Below are 16,874 nucleotides of genomic sequence, written 5' to 3' on the forward strand. Positions count from 1 at the left end.
AAAGGTGTATAAGAGACAGCATGCCGCCTCCGTGCGGTCGGCCGTCATGGCCGCGGCGTCCAGGAGGGCGGTGCCGACGATGAGGTCCGCGCCGCCGAATTCCGGGTCGTGCAGTTCCGTGCCGTCGTCGACCGCGAAGAGGAGGCGCTCCTCGCCCTGGCGGTAGGCCGTGCCGACCGCCGGACTCGCCGCGTGGACGGCGAGCAGGGCGACCAGGTAGGGCAGGTCGGGGTCGGAGCGGCGGGCCTGCGCCAGCAGCCCGGACAGCCGGCGGGGGGCGTCGTGCGGGAGCTCCAGGAGCTCCATCGCGGCGGCCAGCTGCTCCTCGCTGAAGCGGCTGTCGTCGGGGGTGGCGATCAGGTCCGGCTCGGGCATTTCCAGGCCCAGGTGCTCGCGCTCCACCGGCGGGGTCAGCAGGATCTCGACCAGGTCGGCGACGCGCACCGAGACCGGGGTGCGCAGGCCGGCGCCCGCCGCGAAGAAGGCGTCGGTGACCCGGGAGGCCTGGGCCACCGGGAGCGGCAGGAGCGGGGCGACGAGCTGCCCGTACAGGTCGATGCCGGAGCGCGGCGCGGGGGCCGCGAAGGCCTGGCGGTCCTGTTCGGCGCGGAAGAGCGGGCCGGCGTCCAGCAGCCGGGACTGCAGCTGCGTGTGGCGGCGGATGCAGTCCTTGACGATGTCGACCAGCTCGGCGGCGCGCCGCTTGTTGTCCGGCTCTTCCGCCTCGTCGCGCGCCTTGCGGATGTTGGTCAGGATCGCGTTCTCGTGGCGGTAGCGGTCGGCGACGTGGTCGAGGGCCTCGGCGATCATGTCGGGGACGGTCACCAGCCAGTCCACCGCCCGCACGTTGCGCCGGGTCGCGTCGAGCGTGCGGCGCAGGGTCTCGGCGTACTGGACGGTGCGGTAGCGGGCCTGTTCGGCGGCGAGCTGGGCGTCGGCGAGCCGGCCCCGGCTGATCAGGACCTCCAGCTTGACCTCGGCGGCGATCTGCGCGCTGGTGACGTCCGTGTCGAGGGCTCCGACCAGGACGTTGACGGCTTCGTCGGTCGTGCGCAGGTACACGGCGCCGCCGTGGCCCGGGACCTCCTCGATCAGCTTGAAGTCGTAGTCCCGGCGGACGTAGACCCCGTCCGGGCCGAACGTGCCGTAGATCGCCCGGAAGCCCCGGTCGACGCTGCCGACGTTGATCAGGTTCTCCAACACCCAGCGGGCCACCCGCTCGTGCTCGGCCGCGGGGCGCGCCGGCGCCTGGGCGGCGACGCGCGGCAGCAACCGGGCCACTATCTGCTCGTGGTCGGCTCCGGTGTCGAAGTCCATGTTGAGGGTGACCAGGTCGATCGCGGAGAGCGCGACCTCCGCCATCGCGTAGACGCCGTACTCGCCGGCCAGATTGGCCTTGCGTACGTCGAGGTCGTGCAGCGGGGCGGTGCAGGCGAGGGCGCGCAGCCGCCGGGCCAGGCCCTCGTCGGCGGCCGGGCCCGGCGCCGGGGACGGAAGGGTCTTCGCCGGGGCAGGGAGAGTCACGGGCAAAGACTAGGCGCTGACCCTGACAACATCCCAAACGGGATGGTTCGGCCCGATCCTCCCGGGGTGGGATTCGGGTGCGCGTCCTGTTCTACGCTCAGCGCATGGCTCCCATGATCACACCGGACACCCCTGCGGACACCACTGCGGACACCGCTCCGGACACCCCGGCGGCCACCGCCGTGATCGATCTCAACGCCGACCTGGGCGAGGGCTTCGGGCGGTGGACGCTGACCGACGACGAGGCCCTGCTGTCCGTCGTCACGAGCGCCAACGTCGCCTGCGGTTTCCACGCCGGCGACCCGTCCATCATGCGCCGCGTCTGCGAGCTGGCGGCCGCGCGCGGGGTGCGGATCGGCGCGCAGGTCTCCTACCGGGACCTGGCGGGCTTCGGGCGCCGCGCCATGGACGTGCCGGCCGGTGAGCTGGCGGACGAGGTGGCCTACCAGATCGGGGCGCTGGAGGTCTTCGCGAGGGCGGCCGGCTCCGCGGTGTCCTACGTGAAACCGCACGGCGCGCTCTACAACCGCACCGTGCACGACGCCGACCAGGCCGGCGCCGTCGTCTCCGGGGTCCTGCTGGCGGCCGGACCCGCGGGGCTCCCGGTGCTCGGCCTGCCCGGTTCGCTCCTGCTGGCCGCCGCCGGGGCCGCCGGGCTGCCGGCCGTCCCGGAGGCCTTCGCCGACCGCGCCTACACCCCGGCGGGCACCCTCGTACCGCGCGGCGAGCCGGGCGCCGTGGTCCACGACCCGGACGCGGTGGTCGCCCGCGCGGTCGAGATGGCCGCCGGGCGGACGGTGACGGCCGCCGACGGCTCGCGCATCGCGGTCGCCGCCCGCTCCCTGTGCCTGCACGGGGACACTCCCGGGGCGGCGGGGCTGGCCCTGCGGGTGCGGGAAGCCCTCGGGGCGGCCGGCGTCCGGGTGGAGGCCTTCGCGTGAGCGGTCCGGTGCGGGTCCTGCCGGTGGGGGTCGAGGCCCTGCTGCTGGAGGTGGACTCCGCCGAGGAGGCGGCCGCGCTCCACGCGGAGCTGCTGCGCCGGCGGGACGCGGGTGAGCTGGGCGGCGTACGGGACATCGTGCCCGCCGCCCGCACCGTCCTGCTGGACGGCGTACGGGAGCCGCGCGCGCTCGCCGCCCGGATCGCCCGCTGGGAGCCCGCCCCGCTCGCGGCGGCCGAGGGGCCGCCGCCGGTGACGGTCCCGGTGCGCTACGACGGGCCGGACCTGGCGGAGGTGGCCGGGCTGTGGGGCGTGCGCCCCGAGGAGGTCCCGGACATCGTCGGCGGGATCGTCTTCCGCGTCGCGTTCTGCGGGTTCGCGCCGGGCTTCGGCTATCTCACGGGCCTGCCCGAGCGGCTGCGGCTGCCCCGGCGCGCGACGCCCCGTACGGCGGTCCCGGCGGGCTCGCTGGCGCTGGCCGGCGAGTACGCGGGGGTCTACCCGCGCTCCTCCCCCGGCGGCTGGCAGCTGATCGGGTCCACCGACGCGGTGCTGTGGGACCCCTCCCGCGAGCCGGCCGCGCTCTTCGTGCCCGGGGTACGGGTGCGGTTCGCACGGGTGGTGGCGGCGTGAGGGCCCTGGAGGTCGTACGGGCGGGCGCGCTGACCACCGTCCAGGACCTGGGCCGGCCCGGCTACGCGCACCTCGGCGTCCCGCGGTCGGGGGCGCTCGACTCGGGGGCGCACGCGCTGGCGAATCGGCTGCTGGGCAACCCGCCGGGCGCGGCCGCCCTGGAGACGACCCTGGACGGGGTGGCTCTGCGCGCCCTGGGCGGGCCGCTGGTCGTGGCGGTCACCGGAGCGCCCTGCGGGGTACGGGTCTGCGGGCGCGCGGCGGCCTGGGGAGCCCCGGTCCTGCTGCGCGCCGGGGCGGAGCTGGAGGTGGGCCGGGCCCGGTCGGGAGTGCGCAGCTACGTCGCGGTGCGAGGGGGGTTCGCGGTGGAGCCGGTCCTGGGCAGCCGCTCGACGGACCTCTTGTCGGGCCTGGGCCCGCCCGTCCTGTCGGCGGGGGCGCTGCTGGCGGTGGGAGCCCCCGGCCCGGACCCGGTGGCCGGGGTGGACGCTTCGGCGGCGCCGGGCCCGCCTTCGGAGCTGGTTCTTCCGCTGCGCCTGGGGCCGAGGGCCGACTGGTTCGAACGGGAATCGGTGGCGGGGCTGCTGCTGCGCGCGCCGTACCGCGTCTCGGCGGCCTCGAACCGCATCGGCCTGCGCACGGAGGGGCCGCCGCTGGTCCGGGCCCGGTCCGGGGAGCTGCCGAGCGAGGGGATGGTGCTCGGCGCGGTCCAGGTCCCTCCGGACGGCCTGCCGGTGGTCTTCCTGGCCGACCACCCGGTCACCGGGGGCTATCCGGTCGTCGGTGTCGTGGCGCCGGGGCCGGCCCTCGACGCGGCGGCCCAGGCGGGGCCGGGGGTGCCCGTCCGGTTCGTCCGGAGCCGGTGAGCACCCGCGGGAGGGGGCCGATGAAACGTTCCGGGCGCCCGGTGCCCAGTACGGGTGAACGGGGCCGCCGGGGCCCCGCACACCGGGGAGGAAACGGGTGCGGGGCCCACCACGGGAGGCCGGGCCACCGGCGCCCCACCGCCGGCACGGCGCGCCCCCGGTCCGGGAACGGACCGGGGGCGCGCCGTGTTTCCGGGCGGGAGCCGCCCGGAGCTCAGACCGTGGACTCCGGGGCGATCCGGCTGCGCACCGCCGACTGGACGTCCTCTTCCTCCGCCGGGTCCGCCGCCAGGCGGCGCAGGCGGGGGGCGACGCGGGCGTCGGCGGTCTCCGCGTGGCGGGCGGCCACCTCGCGGGTGGTCTCCTCGCAGTCCCAGAGGCATTCCACCGCGAAGCCCGCCGCGAAGGAGGGGTCCGTGGCCGCCAGGGCCCGGGCGGCCCGGCCGCGCAGGTGGGAGGAGGACGTCTCGCGGTAGACGTGGCGCAGCACCGGGGCCGCGCAGCCGATGGCGAGCCGTCCCGCTCCGTCGACCAGGGCGAAGAGCGGCACCGAGTCGGGGCCGACGCCGCGGACCGTCTCGCGCAGGGCGCCCAGGACCAGGCCTGCGTCCTCGGCTCCGCCGCGGGCGGCCAGCAGGGTCGCCGCGGCCGTTCCCAGGGCGTCGGGGCGGTGGACCCAGCGCCGGGCCCGCTCGACGGCGCCGGGGCCGCACATGCGCTCGTAGGCGGCCACGGCCGGCTCGTCCCCGGCGGCTTCGATGAGGTCCAGTACGGCCGGGTTCTCCGGCTCGGCGAGGACCAGGTGGTGCAGTGCGGTGGCCCGGGCGGCCTCGCCGCTCGCTCCGGCGGCGGCCGCGAGGATCGCGGAGCGGTCCTCGGGGGTGGCCACGGCGGCGAGGCAGCGGGCGGCGGGCACGTGCAGCGGGGTGCCGCGGCGCAGTCCGTCGGCGGCCCAGTCGAAGACGGCCTGGACGCCCCAGCCGGGCTGGGGGCCGCGCGGGGTGAGCTGGCGCTGCCAGCGGTCGAAGGAGCCCTGCTGGCGGGCGGCGCGCAACCGCGCGGCGTATGCGGGGGCTCCGGGGGCTTCTTCCCACAGGCACCAGGGCCTGGGCTCATAGGCGTCGCGGACGGCGGCGGCCAGCCGCGCCCCGCCCTCGGTGGTGTCGGGGAAGCGGGCCAGGACGGGGTCGGCCAGGGAGCGCAGTCCCTCGTCGTCGTCGCGCAGGGCGAGCTCGTCGAGGGCCCAGGCCCAGTTGGCGCCCGTGGCGGCGTAGCGGCGCAGCAGCATGAGCGCGTCGTCACGACCGTACGAGGCCAGGTGTCCGAGGACGGACAGGGCGAGGCCGGTGCGGTGGTCGTCCTCGTCGACGAGGTCGTCGACGCCGAAGAGGTGGCTCTCGATCTCGCCCAGGGGGCCGTCGAGGTCCAGGTAGAGCCTGGCGTAGTACAGGGAGCGGTTCTCGACCTGCCAGTCCTGGCGCGGATCGCCGGCGACGCACTGGTTGAGCGCCGCGAGGGCCTCGGCCCTGGGCGCCGCGAGTGCGTGCAGCGTGCCGTCGCCGCGACCCCGCTGGAGGAGCCCGAGCAGGGTGCCGCTGGGCGCTATGACTGGTTCGAACATGGGAATGGCCTCAAATCAAGCTGGGGACGCAACCGGGAATCGGAATTCACAGGGCCGCGTAACAGCATGTGAGGACGTCCGCCGTCAGGTTCCGCTCGATGTAGACCATGGCCTTCTCACTCTCGTCGGTGCTCCGCGTCCAGGGCGGCGGTCCCCCGGCAAGGGCGGGGGTCGGACACCCGTTGTGTCCTGCCCGCTCCTGCCCGTCCGCCAAGTCCGCGAATCGAATCCGACGCCATGATGACCCAGGCGGTTTGTGCGCCGCGACCACATTTAAGGCCGCCGTGACCAACCCGTGAGGTCTGGACCGGCCAACGACCGAGCCGGGACCGCCAAAAGCGGACTACTTGGCTCCGAAAAGTTCCAGCAGATCGGCCTTGGCGAACATCCGCGCCGTGTCCACGGCGGAGGGCGTTCCGGCGTTCGGGTCGGCGCCGCCGGCGAGCAGCGCGCGGATGACGGCCTCCTCGCCCTTGAAGACCGCTCCGGCGAGCGGGGTCTGGCCGCGGTCGTTGGCGCGGTCGGCCTCGGCGCCGCGGGCCAGCAGGGCCGTGACGGCGTCGGCGTGGCCGTGGTAGGCGGCGAGCATGACGAGGGTGTCGCCGCGGTCGTTGGTGAGGTTCGCCGGAGCGCCCGCGTCGAGGTAGGCGGCGAGGGTCTCGGTGTCACCCTGACGGGCGAGGTCGAAGATCTTGGTGGCCAGCTCGATGACGTCCTCGTCGGGAACGTCCGAGCCCTGGGAGCTGTCCTCGACGTGCTCACTCATCGGTCGTACCGCCTTTCACGGGCAGGGGCAGGGTGCGCACGGCACTGCGTCCGTACGGGTGAATCGCCAGCGTAGCGCCCGGACCTGCACATGAGCGGGGCGGGCCGAGGCAATGATCACCCTGCGACGCCCTGCCCCCACCGCACCCGGCACGCCAGCCGGGCTGGGCCGGTCAAGTGAAAAACTCCTGGATTCACCCGTATGCACCTTTTGTCGCATTGATACTTCCTGTGAGCCTGGAAGAACTGATGGTGACTGTCCCCACCCACCAGGAGAACCACTCATGGTCCTGTCCATCTCAGGTGTCGTACTGCTCGGCATCATCTGCTTCCTCTTCTTCAAGAAGGACGGCATGAAGCTGACGCACGCGTTCGTGTGCGCGCTCTTCGGCTTCTTCCTCGCCGGCTCCGCCATCGCCCCCAGCATCACGGCGAGCACGGCGAGCCTCGCGAGCCTCCTCGGCGGGATCAAGCTCTAGCGCCCCCCGCCGGCACCCACCCGAAGCACCCGACAACTCCAGGAGACGCCCGTGGCCCGGCGCCCACTTCCCCGCATCCTCAGCAGCGGCACCGTGTCGCTGAACCGGGGCCGCGACCTCGCTCGCACGGCCGCCGACAGCGCCACGGACGTCCTCCATCCGCTCCTCACCATCGGACGGGGCTTGCGCATCCTGGCCTCGGCCGGGCGGCGCAAGTGGTGCGACACCCCCAAGGACAAGCGTGGTCCCGCGCTGTTCCTGGGAGCCGCCTGCGTCCTCGTGGTCGCGCTCGTCCCCTACGGCCCCCTCACCGCCCTGGTCACCCTCATGGCGGCGGCGGCCTGGCAGGGACGCGACCGCACCCCGGTGAAGACCGGGCCCAGCGATGCCGAGACCGAACGCCTCGGCTCCCTCTACGAAGCCCTCGTGCCGTACTTCAGCATCCCGGAGGATCCGAGTCCGCTCTTCGCCCACGGCGGGGACTGGGACAAGGCCTTCAGCGGCTACGAGTTCGACGAGGCGGGCCGCGTCACCCGGCTCCACATCCGCTACCCGGCCTACTTCACCGATGGCGAGGCCGCGTCGAGGGCCCGGATCGAGGCACTGCTGCACGCCAAGTCCGGGCGCGGACGGGAGTATCTCTTCGACTGGGACGAGGAGGGCAACCAGCTCGACCTGAGTGTGCTGGCGGCGCTGCCGACAGGTATCGCCGCCCAGCCCTTCGTGACCTCGCCCGGTGAGACCGTGCTCGGTTTCACCGACCCCGGCAGCGTGCAGCGCACCCTGCCCGTCCTGGAGGGCGGCGAGCCCCGCGACATGCCGCCGGTCATCTGGCGCACCGGCTCCCGCTCCACCGAGCCCCACCTGCTGGCCGTCGGCCAGCCCGGCAGCGGAACGTCCACCCTGCTGCGCTCGATCGCCCTGCAGGCCCTGCGCCACGGCGGCGACGTGCTGATCGTGGAGGGCGGCGGCAGCGGCGAGTACTCCTGCCTCTCCGGCCGCGCCGGCGTCCTCGCCGTGGAATGCGGTCCGGCCGGGGCACTGGCCACGCTGGAGTGGGCCGCGCGCGAGACGGAACGGCGGCTGATCGCCGCCCACCACGCCCGCGAGGCGGGCCGGCCGGCCCCCGAGGACACCCGGCGCCCGCTGTGGATCCTGCTCGACCGGCCCAGCGTGCTGGCCCACCTGGCCACCGCCGAGGGCGGCCCCGATCCGCTCGCCCAGCTCCAGGTGCCGCTGCGGCACGGACGCGCCGCCCACACCACCGTGGTGGTGGCCGAACAGTTCGACCACCTCGAGCTGCTGCACGACTCCGTCTGGCAGCACACCAGGGCCAGGGTGGTGCTCGGATCCGCCGCGATCCAGCAGATCGCCGACGTGCTGGGGCTGCCGCCGCACACCACGCCGACGGCCCAGCTGCCGCCGGGGCGCGGCTACGCCCGGCTCGGCACCGGTCCCGTGCACCGGCTGCAGGTGCCCGCCACACCGGACCCGTACGACGACGCCGCCCATCCGGCGCACCGGCAGGCGGTGGTGGAGCTGCTGCCCGAGCGGCAGCCGGCGCCCGCGCCCGCCCCGGACCGCGTCACGCCGGCCAAGCCGCTGCACATCGTCCAGCCGCCGGCCCAGGCCCAGGGCCCCTCGGGCGGCGCCCACGACGCCTCGGACGTCCCCGAGGTACCGGCGGACGCCCCGTAGGGCACGGCGCCCCGGCCACGGCACTGGGCGTACGGAGCCTGCCCGTTCCCGCCTACGCCACGAAAGTGCGCGGCGGCTCCGCGCCGCCGCCGCCCGCGCCGGTTCCGACCAGGCGGGCGGCGGCGGCCAGCCGGGCCGCCGCTTCCTCCGCCACCGGGCCGCCGACCGTGAAGGGGAGCCGGACGTACCCCTCGAAGGCGCCGTCGACGCCGAACCGGGGACCCGAGGGGACCCGTACGCCGACCCGCTCGCCCACCTCGGCCAGCCGGGAGCCGGACAGCCCGCCCGCGCGGGCCCACAGGGTCAGGCCGCCCAGCGGGACCCGGAACTCCCAGTCCGGCAGCTGCCGGCGCACCGCCGACACCAGCGCGTCGCGGTTCTCGCGGGCCTGGTCGCGGCGGATCTCCACGGCCTGGGCCCAGCCGCCGGTGCGCATCAGCCAGTTCACCGCGAGCTGTTCCAGCACGGGCGTGCCCAGGTCGGCGTAGGCGCGGGCGGCGACGAGGCTGCGGATGACGTCGGGCGCGGCGCGGACCCAGCCGATGCGCATGCCCGCCCAGAAGGCCTTGCTGGCGGAGCCGACGGTGATGACGGTGGAGCCCCCCGGGTCGAAGGAGCAGACCGGGCGCGGCATCTCCATCGCCGGATCGAGCTGGAGCTCGATCATGGTCTCGTCGGCGACGAGCACCGTGCCCGCGGAGCGGGCCGCCTCCACCATCGCGCGGCGCTGCTCGTCGGAGGCGAGCGCCCCGGTCGGGTTGTGGAAGTCGGCCACGACGTAGGCGAGGCGGGGGGCGGAGTCGCGCAGCACCTGGCGCCAGACGTCCATGTCCCAGCCGGTCAGCCCCTCCCCCATGGCCACCGGGACCAGGCGGACCCCGGCGGCGCGCATCAGCTGGAGGATGTTGGCGTAGGAAGGGGACTCGACGGCGATCCGCTCGCCACGCCCGGCGAAGAGGCTGCAGATGGCGTCGATGGCGCCCATCGCCCCGGTGGTGACCATGATCTGCTCGGGCATGGTGGGGATGCCGCGCTCGGTGTAGCGGTCGGCGAGCATCCGGCGCAGGGCGGGCAGCCCGGCCGGGTAGTCCCCGTGGGTGTGCGCGTACGGCGGGAGCTCCTCGAGGGCGCCCTGGACCGCCTTGGTGAGCCAGGGTTCCGGGGCCGGGAGGGCGGCGCAGCCGAGGTCGATCATCGAACCCAGGGACTCGGGGGGCAGGGGCTCCAGGCCGCGGGCCGGCATCGGGTTGCCGGCGGGTACGGAGGTCCAGCTGCCGGCGCCCCGGCGGGACTCCAGGAACCCCTCCCCGCGCAGGGCCTCGTAGGCCGCGGCGACGGTGGTGCGGCTGACGGAGAGCGCGACGGCCAGCTCCCGCTCGGCGGGGAGCCGCGCGGCGACGGGGACGCGGCCCTCGAGGACCAGCAGCCGGATGCCGTCGGCGAGCGTGCGGTACGCGGGCAGCTTGCGCGCGCCGGGCACGGCGGGCCGCCCCTGCTGGGAGGTGATGAGCCTGCCGAGCTGTGCGGCACCCACTGCCGAGGTCCACTGCGCCATGCTTGCGGTCCACCTTCGTTGAATTGGCCCCTGCCGGCCCGCCGGGCGCCGGTATTGGATCGTTCTGCGGTTACAGGGTGGCACGGCGCGCGCCGGGCGGGCCAGGGGCCCCCGCCCGGGCCCCCGGCGGGGGGCGGGCGCGGGGATGTGGCGTTCATCGCGCGGCCACCGGTGCGCTCCCGCCCCGGGGGGAACAGCGGGCATACTGCCGCGGTGACGCACGTACGCCTTCCCCATCCCTATCTCGACCACCCGGCTCCGATCGCCTTCGCGCACCGCGGCGGGGCCGCGGACGGGCTGGAGAACACCGCCGCCGCGTTCCGGCGGGCCGCCGACGCCGGGTACCGGTACTTCGAGACCGATGTGCACGCCAGCGCCGACGGGAAGCTGGTCGCCTTCCACGACGCGACCCTGGACCGGGTCACCGACGGGCGGGGCCGCATCCGGGAGCAGCCGTGGAGCCGGATCCGCGAGGCCCGGGTGGGCGGGACCGAGCCGCTGGCGCTCTTCGAGGACCTGCTGGAGGAGTTCCCGGACAAGCGGTGGAACGTGGACCTCAAGGACGAGTCGGCCCTGCACCCGCTGGTCAACCTGATCGCGCGGGCCGGGGCCTGGGACCGGGTGTGCGTGGGCTCCTTCTCGGAGAGCCGGGTGGCCCGCGCCCAGCGGATCGCGGGCCCCCGGCTGGCGACCTCCTACGGGGTCCGCGGGGTGCTCGGGCTGCGGCTGCGCTCGTTCGCGGTCCCGGCGGCCCTGCGCGCGGGCGCGGTGGCGGCGCAGGTTCCCGAGACCCAGGCGGGCGTCAGGGTGGTGGACCGGCGCTTCGTGCGGGCCGCCCACGCGCGGGGCCTGCAGGTGCACGTGTGGACCGTGAACGAACCGGAACGCATGGAGGCTCTCCTCGACCTGGGAGTCGATGGCATCATGACCGACCGGATCGACATCTTGCGCGCGGTGCTGGACCGGCGCGGGGCCTGGGCCTGACACTGCCCGCCGCCCCGCGCCGGCCGCGGGGGCCGGGGCGTTACGGGGAACAGCGAGGGGGCCGCCATGAGCGCGCAGACGACGGACGAAGCGGAACCGGGTTCCGAGGACGGCAGAGCCGCGGCCGCCGCAGCGGTGGCGGCGGCCGCGCGCAAGCGCGAGCAGCGCGGCTGGTACTTCTACGACTTCGCGGTGTCCGTGTACTCCGCGAGCGTGCTCACCGTGTTCCTCGGGCCGTACCTCACCTCGATCGCCAAGGCCGCGGCCGACGCCGAGGGCTTCGTGCACCCGCTGGGCATCCCGGTGCGGGCCGGCTCCTTCTTCGCCTACGTGGTGTCCGCCTCGGTGATCCTGGCCGTGCTGCTCATGCCGCTGGCGGGGGCGGTCGCCGACCGGACGGGCCGCAAGAAGCCGCTGCTGGCCGTGGCCGCCTACACCGGGGCCGCGGCGACGGCCGGCATGTTCTTCCTGGACGGCGAGCGCTACCTGCTGGGCGGGCTGCTGCTGATCGTCGCGAACGCCTCACTGTCGGTCTCGATGGTGCTGTACAACGCCTACCTGCCGCAGATCTCCACGCCGGACGAGCGCGACACGGTCTCCTCGCGCGGCTGGGCGTTCGGATACACCTCGGGCTCGCTGATGCTCGTGATGAACCTGGTGCTCTACATGGGCCACGATTCCTTCGGGCTCACCGAGGGCATGGCGATCCGGATCTGCCTGGCCTCCGCCGGCCTGTGGTGGGGGGCCTTCGCGCTGATCCCGCTGCGCCGGCTGCGGGACCGCGCCGTGGTCCGGGAGCCGGGCGCGGCCCCGGCCGTCAGCGGGTGGAAGCAGCTCGTCGCCACGCTGAAGGACATGCGGCGCTATCCGCTGACCCTGTCGTTCCTGCTGGCGTACCTGATCTACAACGACGGCGTGCAGACGGTGATCTCCCAGGCCTCCATCTACGGGTCGGAGGAGCTGGAGCTGGAGCAGTCCACCCTCATCGGGGCGATCCTGCTCGTACAGGTCCTCGCGGTGGCCGGTGCGCTGGGGATGGGCCGGCTGGCCGTGCGCTATGGGGCCAAGCGGACGATTCTCGGATCTCTGGCCGCCTGGGGGGTGACGCTGGGCGCGGGGTACTTCCTGCCGGCCCGGACGCCCGTGTGGTTCTTCGCGCTCGCCGCGATGATCGGGCTGGTGCTGGGCGGCAGCCAGGCGCTGTCGCGCTCGCTGTTCTCGCACCTGGTCCCGGCGGGCAAGGAGGCCGAGTACTTCTCGGCGTACGAGATGAGCGACCGCGGGCTGAGCTGGGTGGGGCCGCTGGTCTTCGGGCTCACTTACCAGGTCACGGGGAGCTACCGGGACGCGATCATCTCGTTGGTGGTCTTCTTCGCACTGGGTTTCGTGCTGCTCGCCAGAGTGCCGGTGCGGCGCGCGGTGGAGGCGGCGGGCAATCCTGTACCCGAGCGGATCTGAGCGGATCCGCGCGGCGATCCGCCCGGATCCGGGTGGATCCGGGTGGATCTCACAGAGGTCCTGGACGCGAATTCGGAACAGATTTCGACGTTCAAGCGAAGGGCCGGTAGTGTACGCCTTTGGCCTGCCAGGCGGACCGTTACTGCGTGCTGATGAAGTGAAGACGTTGGGTGACATCTGCTGCCAGATGTGACAAAACGGGCACCGGTGGGTACAACAAGGGGCGGCACGACGGGCGACGCATGACCCGGAGCGGGAATCTATACCGCCGACCGGACGTTGACCGGATGACGACGACAGCGACACCTGTCCTGTGGGCGACAAGCCCGGGAGGCACGATTCATGAGTGAGCGAGCTCTCCGCGGTACGCGGCTCGTGGTTACCAGCTACGAGACGGACCGCGGCATCGATCTGGCCCCGCGCCAGGCGGTGGAGTACGCATGCCAGAACGGACATCGATTTGAGATGCCGTTCTCGGTTGAGGCAGACATTCCGCCGGAGTGGGAGTGCAAGGCGTGCGGCGCCATGGCACTCCTGGTTGACGGGGACGGGCCCGAAGAGAAGAAGGGCAAGCCTGCGCGAACGCACTGGGACATGCTCATGGAGCGGCGCACCCGCGAGGAGCTGGAGGAAGTGCTGGCCGAGAGGCTCGCGGTCCTTCGCTCCGGCGCCATGAACATTGCCGTGCATCCGCGGGACAGCCGCAAGTCCGCCTGACAGCCGGACGACAGCACAGCACCACGGCAAGACTGCACGACAGCACCGAAGCCGAGGGCCCCCGCCACACAGTGTGTGGCGGGGGCCCTCGGCTTTTCAGGTCAGGTTTTCGGGCCAGGTTTTCGAGTCAGGTCTGCGGGTCAGGTCTGCGGGTCAGGGGGTGAGCGGCGGGCGGTAACCGGCCTCCGGGCCGGAGCCGGAGTCCCCGGCCGACCGGTCCTCGCGGATGACCTCGCCCTGGACGACCTTGCCGTCGGGGTGGTGGATGCGGGCCTGCTGGAAGGCGTCACCGAAGGTGCCCGCGGGCGCGGAGGCCATCTTGCGCTCCAGGGTGCGGGCGGCCCGGCGGCCCGCCCAGGCCCGGACGGGCGGGAGCAGGAGGATCAGGCCCGCGGCGTCGGAGAGCAGCCCCGGCATCATCAGGAGCAGGCCGGCCAGCATGGTCAGGCCGTTGCCCGTGCCGGGCCGCTGCGCGGCGGGCTGCCGGCCCGCCTGGGCCTGCTGGAAGGTCTCCGTGAGGTTCTTGAAGGCGCGCCGCCCGGCCCGCTTGATGACCACGGCGCCCAGCACCAGGCCGCCCGCGATCAGCAGGGCGACGGCCCCGCCGCCGACCGCCCCGCCGACCAGGCTGAGCAGCCAGATCTCCAGGATCAGCCAGGCCGCGATGGCCAGGGGAAGCATCGTACGGGCGGGCGAACGCCGCCGGGGGGCCGTAGAGGTCGGAACTCCGGTCGTCATACCACCAGTGTGCCTGGGCCGGCGTAAAAGCATCCTCAGTCGGAGGTACCGGACATCCCCTAGGGGACGGCCGGCCGCGCCCGGCGCTACTTGCCGAAGACCTTGCCGGTCAGCTTGTCCGCGTGCTCCTTGATGCCCCACTGGGTGACCCTCCACAGGGCCTCCACCACGATGTCCTTGCTCATCTTGCTGTCGCCGAACTCGCGCTCGACGAAGGTGATGGGCACCTCGACCACGCGGAAGCCCTTGCGGACGGCCCGGCGGGCCAGGTCGACCTGGAAGCAGTAGCCCGCGGAGGCCACGTCCGCGAGGCCCAGGCCTTCGAGGGTCTCGCGGCGGAAGGCGCGGTAGCCGCCGGTGACGTCGCGGATCGGGACGCCGAGCATCAGCCGGGAGTACGTGGACCCGCCGCGGGAGAGGAACTCCCGGCTCTTGGGCCAGTTGACCACCCGACCGCCCGGCACCCACCGGGAGCCCAGCACCAGGTCGGCGCCCTCCAGTGCGGTGAGCAGCCGGGGCAGTTCCTCGGGCTGGTGGGATCCGTCGGCGTCCATCTCCACGATGACGCCGTAGCCGTTCTCCAGGCCCCAGCCGAAGCCGGCCAGGTAGGCGGCTCCGAGCCCTTCCTTGCCCTTGCGGTGCAGGACGTGCACCTGCTCGTCGGAGGCCGCCAGCTCGTCGGCGAGCTTTCCGGTGCCGTCCGGGCTGTTGTCGTCCGCGACCAAGATGTGGGCCTCGGGCACAGCCGCGCGGACGCGGCCGACGATCAGCCCGATGTTCTCCGCCTCGTTGTAGGTCGGAATGATCACCAAGGCCGTGCCGAGCGGTCCGTAGCTTCGCTGTCCGCCGTCGCTCACTGATTCCCCTTTTGCGTTCTCGTACATCCTGTACGTCGTGTCGCAGAGGATGATTTTAGAACAGCGATCGGGGCCCGCGGTCCTTCGGGCCGGACCGGCTCCCGCTGGCTGCGGGCCGCCTGACCGTTGTCTACTGGACCGCGGGGCCCCGATCTGAGGCCACCCTCCCCCAAGCTCCTTCGGAGCAGGGGGGACACCCGTCCGGCGAAACCTTCCCTCGCCCCCGAGGCGCGGGCGCGGCTGAGCGAACGGCTCCGTCCGGATCGGACGTCCGGTGGTGGACCCGGCCGAACCTATCCGGGTCCGGCCGCCCCCACCGAACCACGGCCCCCCGGATCACCCCTGTGGCCGTACGAATACCTCCCGGCCGCCGACGACCGTGGCCAGGCAGACCGGGAGGTCCGCGCCGGGGGTCAGGTCCGGCAGCCCGGGGGTGCCGGAGCGCGGGTCCGTGGACCAGCGGGCGACCCGGTCGTCGGGGGCCTGGACCACCAGCTCGGCGGTCTGCCAGAGCGCGTAGTCGGCCGGGGCGCCGGGGACGAGGGTGCCCGCGTCGTCGCGGCCCAGGGCCCGCCAGCCGCCGCGGGTGTGGGCGGCGAAGGCGGCCCGTACGGAGATGCGGTGGGCGGGCGTGCGGTGGAAGGCGGCCGCGCGGACGGCGCCCCAGGGGTCGAGCGGGGTGACGGGCGCGTCGGAGCCGAAGGCGAGCGGGACGCCGGCCTTGAGCATGGCCGCGTACGGGTTCAGGGTGCGGGCGCGCCCGGCGCCGAGCCGGTCGGCGTACATGCCCTCCTCACCGCCCCACAGCGCGTCGAAGGCGGGCTGCACGGAGGCGGTGAGGCCGAGCTCCGCGAAGGCCGCGATGGCGGCCGGGGTCATCATCTCGGCGTGTTCGACGCGGTGGCGGGCGGCGCGGACGCGGTCGAGGCCGACCTTGTCGGCAGCGGCCCGCACGCCCTCGACGACGGCGGTGATCGCGGCGTCGCCGATGGCGTGGAAGCCGGCCTGGAGGCCCGCCTCGGTGCAGGCGGCGACGTGCTCGGCGACGGCGCGCGCGTCGAGGTACTCGGTGCCGGTGTGGCCGGCGTCGGCGTACGGGGCGTGCAGGCAGGCGGTGTGCGAGCCGAGGGCGCCGTCGACGAAGAGGTCTCCGGCGGCCCCGACGGCGCCGAGCTCCCTGACCCGGTCGAGGTCCCGGTCGGCCCAATAGCCGAAGACGCGGGGGCCGGGGTGCGTGCGCGCCAGTTCCAGGAGGGCGGTGAAGTCCTCCGGGGAGGAGATCTCGGGGCCGCCGCACTCGTGGACGGAGCCGATCCCGAGGGAGGCGGCCCGGTCGAGGGCGGCCCGCTGGGCCTCGGCGCGCTGGGCCGGGGTCAGCGCGTCGAGCGCGGCCCGGCGCACCGCGTGGTGGGCGTCGCGGGTCAGCGGCTCGTCGGCGGCCGCCTCGACGCCGGGTACGAGCCGCAGCAGGGCGGTGGTGACCACGGCGGAGTGGGCGTCGATGCGGCTGAGGTAGAGCGGCCGGCCGCCGGCGGCCTCGTCGAGCTCGCGCCGCAGGGGGGCGCGCCGCTCCGGCCAGCGCGAGGCGTCCCAGCCGTGGCCGAGGAGCACCCGGTCGGCCGGGCGGCTGTCCGCGTACGCGCGCACGTGCGCGAGTGCTTCGGGGAGCGAGGCGGCCGCGGACAGGTCCAGCCCGGTCAGGGCGAGGCCGGCGGAGGTGGTGTGCACGTGGGCGTCGGTGAAGGCGGGCGTGACCAGCGCGCCGTCGAGGTCGACGACCTCGTCGACGCCCTGGGCGAAGGCGTCGGCCGCGCCCTCGGAGCCGACCCAGGCGATGTGGCCCCGCTCGACGACCATCGCCGTGGCGAAGGGGTCGGCGGGGCTGTGGACCTCTCCGCGGCGCAGGAGGACGGTCCGGTCGGGTCCCGGGGCGGTCGCGGGGGCTCCGGCGGCTTCGGCGGAGCGGGCGGTGCGGTCTGTCATGCGGACCAGTCTCGCGGGTCCGCCCCGGCCCCCGGACCACGGCCCCCTCGCATCAG

The 16,874-nt window shown here is 74.4% G+C and carries 15 protein-coding genes; 8 read left to right on the forward strand and 7 right to left on the reverse strand.

Translation table 11 applies throughout. From position 1 onward, the window contains the following. A partial coding sequence (locus DRB89_RS26580) for a hypothetical protein (protein ID WP_239516349.1) occupies positions 1 to 1,524 on the reverse strand: 1,524 nt, incomplete at its 3' end. A 113-nt stretch (positions 1,525 to 1,637) separates the two neighbouring features. On the opposite strand from DRB89_RS26580, the gene DRB89_RS26585 reads away from it, so the two are divergent. The 3 genes from DRB89_RS26585 to DRB89_RS26595 are packed head-to-tail and all read left to right on the forward strand — an operon-like array spanning position 1,638 to position 3,963. Continuing rightward, entirely contained in the window at positions 1,638 to 2,465 is an 828-nt protein-coding gene (locus DRB89_RS26585; RefSeq protein WP_204358073.1) for a 5-oxoprolinase subunit PxpA, read from the forward strand. An 8-nt stretch (positions 2,466 to 2,473) separates the two neighbouring features. Beyond that, entirely contained in the window at positions 2,474 to 3,097 is a 624-nt protein-coding gene (locus DRB89_RS26590) for an allophanate hydrolase subunit 1 (protein WP_112453732.1), read from the forward strand. Next, entirely contained in the window at positions 3,094 to 3,963 is an 870-nt protein-coding gene (locus DRB89_RS26595; protein WP_112450790.1) for a biotin-dependent carboxyltransferase family protein, read from the forward strand. The genes DRB89_RS26590 and DRB89_RS26595 overlap by 4 nt, the downstream gene beginning before the upstream one ends. A gap of 214 nt (positions 3,964 to 4,177) precedes the next feature. On the opposite strand, the gene DRB89_RS26600 is transcribed toward DRB89_RS26595, so the two are convergent. Both DRB89_RS26600 and DRB89_RS26605 read right to left on the reverse strand, forming a co-directional pair. After that, positions 4,178 to 5,584 (reverse strand): HEAT repeat domain-containing protein, encoded by a 1,407-nt coding sequence (locus DRB89_RS26600; protein ID WP_112450789.1) that lies wholly within the window; start codon positions 5,582 to 5,584, stop codon positions 4,178 to 4,180. A 343-nt stretch (positions 5,585 to 5,927) separates the two neighbouring features. Continuing rightward, entirely contained in the window at positions 5,928 to 6,350 is a 423-nt protein-coding gene (locus tag DRB89_RS26605; RefSeq protein WP_112450788.1) for an ankyrin repeat domain-containing protein, read from the reverse strand. 283 nt (positions 6,351 to 6,633) lie between these two features. Here DRB89_RS26605 and DRB89_RS26610 point away from each other — a divergent pair, with 283 nt between their 5' ends. Further along, a complete protein-coding gene (locus DRB89_RS26610) occupies positions 6,634 to 6,828 on the forward strand; it encodes a hypothetical protein (protein ID WP_007262923.1) in 195 nt (64 codons plus the stop codon). 51 nt (positions 6,829 to 6,879) lie between these two features. Continuing rightward, entirely contained in the window at positions 6,880 to 8,526 is a 1,647-nt protein-coding gene (locus DRB89_RS26615) for a hypothetical protein (RefSeq protein WP_112450787.1), read from the forward strand. 52 nt (positions 8,527 to 8,578) lie between these two features. On the opposite strand, the gene DRB89_RS26620 is transcribed toward DRB89_RS26615, so the two are convergent. After that, a complete protein-coding gene (locus DRB89_RS26620) occupies positions 8,579 to 10,081 on the reverse strand; it encodes a PLP-dependent aminotransferase family protein (RefSeq protein ID WP_112450786.1) in 1,503 nt (500 codons plus the stop codon). A 213-nt stretch (positions 10,082 to 10,294) separates the two neighbouring features. Here DRB89_RS26620 and DRB89_RS26625 point away from each other — a divergent pair, with 213 nt between their 5' ends. The 3 genes from DRB89_RS26625 (at position 10,295) to DRB89_RS26635 (ending at position 13,240) form a co-directional block, all read left to right on the forward strand. Next, positions 10,295 to 11,065, forward strand: a complete 771-nt coding sequence (locus DRB89_RS26625) for a glycerophosphodiester phosphodiesterase (RefSeq protein ID WP_112450785.1) — start codon at positions 10,295 to 10,297, stop codon at positions 11,063 to 11,065. A 66-nt stretch (positions 11,066 to 11,131) separates the two neighbouring features. Beyond that, positions 11,132 to 12,523 carry an MFS transporter gene (locus tag DRB89_RS26630; RefSeq protein WP_112450784.1) on the forward strand — a complete coding sequence of 464 codons (1,392 nt, stop codon included), beginning with the start codon at positions 11,132 to 11,134 and terminating at the stop codon, positions 12,521 to 12,523. Between the two features lie 342 nt (positions 12,524 to 12,865). Further along, the gene (locus DRB89_RS26635; protein WP_031146696.1) at positions 12,866 to 13,240 is read left to right on the forward strand and encodes an RNA polymerase-binding protein RbpA; all 375 of its coding nucleotides are present in this window, start codon (positions 12,866 to 12,868) and stop codon (positions 13,238 to 13,240) included. Positions 13,241 to 13,393: 153 nt separating this feature from the next. Here the strand turns inward: DRB89_RS26635 and fxsA are convergent, their stop codons facing one another. The 3 genes from fxsA to DRB89_RS26650 form a co-directional block, all read right to left on the reverse strand. Further along, positions 13,394 to 13,978: an FxsA family membrane protein gene (gene fxsA, locus DRB89_RS26640; protein WP_112450783.1), complete on the reverse strand. Its 585-nt coding sequence runs from the start codon at positions 13,976 to 13,978 to the stop codon at positions 13,394 to 13,396. Between the two features lie 86 nt (positions 13,979 to 14,064). Then, positions 14,065 to 14,862, reverse strand: a complete 798-nt coding sequence (locus tag DRB89_RS26645) for a polyprenol monophosphomannose synthase (protein ID WP_112450782.1) — start codon at positions 14,860 to 14,862, stop codon at positions 14,065 to 14,067. 309 nt (positions 14,863 to 15,171) lie between these two features. Then, a complete protein-coding gene (locus DRB89_RS26650) occupies positions 15,172 to 16,818 on the reverse strand; it encodes an amidohydrolase (protein ID WP_112450781.1) in 1,647 nt (548 codons plus the stop codon). Between the last annotated feature and the right edge of the window lie 56 nt (positions 16,819 to 16,874).

The organism is Streptomyces sp. ICC4, assembly GCF_003287915.1.
Taxonomy (GTDB): domain Bacteria; phylum Actinomycetota; class Actinomycetes; order Streptomycetales; family Streptomycetaceae; genus Streptomyces; species Streptomyces tritrimontium.